1 protein-coding gene is annotated in these 3,249 nt (G+C 59.6%); it reads left to right on the top strand.

All coding sequences use genetic code 11. The features are described 5' to 3' along the window. On the top strand, window positions 1-3,124 hold a 3,124-nt coding region (locus tag GXY33_09440; protein NLX05354.1), incomplete at its 5' end, for a hypothetical protein. Window positions 3,125-3,249 lie beyond the last annotated feature (125 nt).

Here is a 3,249-nt window from a genome sequence, read left to right as displayed (position 1 = left end):
GATTGAGGGGGTGGCGGCTGAGAATCGCCAGGTGTCGTTCGCGGAGCGTCAGGTTTTGCAGGCGTCGATCGACAGCATCGAGAGCCGGATTGTCGATACGCTGGAGTTGGATTTGTGGGGCAAGCCGGAGAATAGGGCAGGGAATAATACTGCTCTGAACAATCTTCGATTGCTTGGCATTCCCGTGCGAGAATCTGACGGCACTGGCGAGAATCCTTCGACCGATCCGACCAATGCGTATAGTAACGGTATTGGTCTGAGGTACGCTCCGGGCAATCTGAACGAGGCCTTCAAGCTGTGCAATGAGCCGTGGGACGCGCCGGTCACGGGTGGGACGGCGACGTTCTACTGGTATGACGGCACGGCCTGGCAGATGGCGGCGGCGAACGTGGACGGCGATCCGTGGCTGGCGAGCAGTGAGGCGACAATCGCCGGTACGCCGAATAGATTCCCGCAAGGGTCGAACTTGTTTGATATTTGCAGCGTTATGGCTTCGGGAGCAGTTGAGTGGCCTGTTGACTCTACCAGTACTTACCCTTTCTCCAGCGTTCCGTCCCAAGCTGTGCCTGTAGCTCCAGCTACGCAAGCTGAGCGTGACTGGGTTGAGCAGTATGCGGACGCAGATGGAGACGGATGGTTTGATTCGGTGTGGGTGGTGCAGCGCGGGTTCTTTCCGGAATGGGAGCATCCGACCTATGGGTTCCGGTTTGCGGATATCAATGATGATGGCGATATCGGCAATGGCGATCATGTGATGGCGTTGACGGCCGATCTGCCGGTTGTCGCGGGTGACGATCTGGGGTATCGGGTGGCGGTTCGGATCGTGGATACGTGCGGGATGGTGAACTTGAACACGGCGTGGCGCTGGCCGCAGAACTATGCCGACCCGGTCGAGTTTCGGGGCAACAGCCTGGCGGGGATCAACCTGTACGGCGGCGGCTTCGGGTACGTGGATGGGAGCAATCGTCTGCCGGGTCGGGACGAATCGCCTTTTCTTCCGCAGCTTCAGCTTTTCCAGGATCGGTACATCATGCGGGTTGAGAGTCCCGACTGGGCATGGCTGGACCAGTACCAGTACTACATGGACGGCGGCGACCGCCATCGGTTTGTTCCGCTTGACTTTTCGGATGAGATCGAGTTGCGGGCGGACGGGGCGGCTGCATCGCTGGTGGAGTCGTGTTTGAATCCGCCGGACCGTTCGTTGCTGACGGCGCACAGTTTCACTCGGGGGGTCAGGCGGATCGAGCAGGCGGTTCCGCTGGTGGCGGGCGGGTGGCGGCTTGACGGCGTGGGGACGAACAGCCTGGGTCTGGACGGTCGCAGGATCAATTTGATGAAGTCGCTGCAGCAGTGGCTGTTGTACTACAAGGAGGAATTCGCCAATCCCGGCAGTGGGATGGCGGCGCTGAATCATGTGAAGTCGTTCCGCGCCCTTCCGCTGGCGTTATTCATGATGTTCAAGACGGGCGGCGCGGACGTGGACGGGGCGGGCGGTGGATTGACGGATGAGCAGGCGGCGTACTTTGCGGCGCAGTACCTGGCGAACCTACTGGATGCGTTGGACAATGATAGTGAGCCGACGATTCTGACGGCGGCTGATTTTTCGGCGTTTCTGCCGGATTGGGGCGCGGAGATCAGCCAACTGACGGCGGGGCAGACGTATGTGGGCGGGTTGGAGAAGCACCCGGTCATCACGGAGTTGTACGCGTTTCGCGTTCGGGCGGCGGCGGGCGAGACGCAGAATGCGGGCGACCGGTACGCGATCGAGCTCTACAATCCCTGGGACGTTCCACTTCCGCTGGGCGGGTACTGCTACAGCGTAGATGGCGGAGTTACGCACGGAGAGATAACTGCTGGGACGCCGCTTGCTCCAGGTGGATACCTGGTCATCTGCAACAACGCGGATATTCTCGATGCAGGCGTGACGTCGTTTGTGGATTCCACTCTGGTACTGCCTGACGCCGGGAACGTGATCCTGTATCGGGAGGTTACGAGGGACACTGTCGATTATGACGTTGTGGTGGATTGTGCTGAGTGCGCACTAGGGGCTGCTGAGCCTTTTGTGGATAACGTTGATCCCACACCCGACGAGAATGGGTATACGTGGAACTGGATCAGGCGTGACAATAGCCCAGACGGTGCCGGGATCGAATGGCTGTGCTTCACAGATTACCAAGATGTAGTGCCCCCGCAGCGTGTAACTGCGCCTCAAGGTGATCCTGTACCGACGCTAGCGATAGATTACAAAACCCTTGGAGCGGAGAACACCGGTGTAGCACTGAATTCCGCCACAGTCAGAGGTTTTTCCTTCTGGATTCCCGATGGTATCAACTACGCGGCGTGGCGGGCTCCTGGAACGGGATCGACGGAGTCGGATGATTGGATGCAGCGGTATCAGCTTGAGGCGATCCTTGTGAATCCGGGGTCGTTTTCGCTAGTCCCGTACTACGGGGACCTGGTGGAGGCGAGCATGGTGAGCCGTCCGCTGTCGTATCGGCTTCGGGATTTGGGGGCCAACGAGCACGGGATACGGATCAGCTTTGTCGACCAGCTTGGTGCGGCGTTCCAGGACATCTTTGAGATTCTTGGGCGTTCATCGGATGGTGTGGATCAGGACGGGGTTGGCGGCGCGGATGATCGCGGGGAGATGAGGGTTCCGGGATTGATCAATGTCAATACGGCGTCGTCGACGGTGCTGGAGGCGGTGCATGCGTATTTGGCTGAGAACACCGGAGCCCGCGCGAAAGACGTGGCGGCGGCGATCAAACCGTTCGTGAATGGTTCGGGCGTGTTGGGTGTGGGGACGGTCAGCGGGTTCGGATCTGACGGGGCTGATCAGGCGGGCAGCGTTGGTGGGATCAGCGATGATCTGGAAGAGAGCCAGATGATCTGGTCGCGGTTTGCCAATTTGACGACGACTCGTTCGGACACGTTCGCGGCGTACGTGTTGATTGAGATGTTGGATCGGGATGGGGAGGTACAGGATCGGGGGCGGTGGGTGCTTTTGCTGGATCGGTCGGAGTGTTACGAGCCGCCGTTGGAGTGGAACGGCACCGATGGTGAGTGGCAGGACAATCCTCGGTATCGGCGTCCGAAGGTGGTGTTTAGGCAGAGGATGGAGTAGGCTTTAGGCTCTAGGCTTTAGGCTTTAGGGTCCGCCTTTGGCGGACGGGGAAAGGGGGAGAAGAGGCTTTAGGCTCTAGGCTTTAGGCTTTAGGGTCCGCCTTTGGCGGACGGGGAAAGGGGGAG

The sequence above is a fragment of the Phycisphaerae bacterium genome (assembly GCA_012729815.1).
Lineage (GTDB): Bacteria > Planctomycetota > Phycisphaerae > JAAYCJ01 > JAAYCJ01 > JAAYCJ01.
This window is presented reverse-complemented; position numbering and strand designations above follow the sequence as displayed.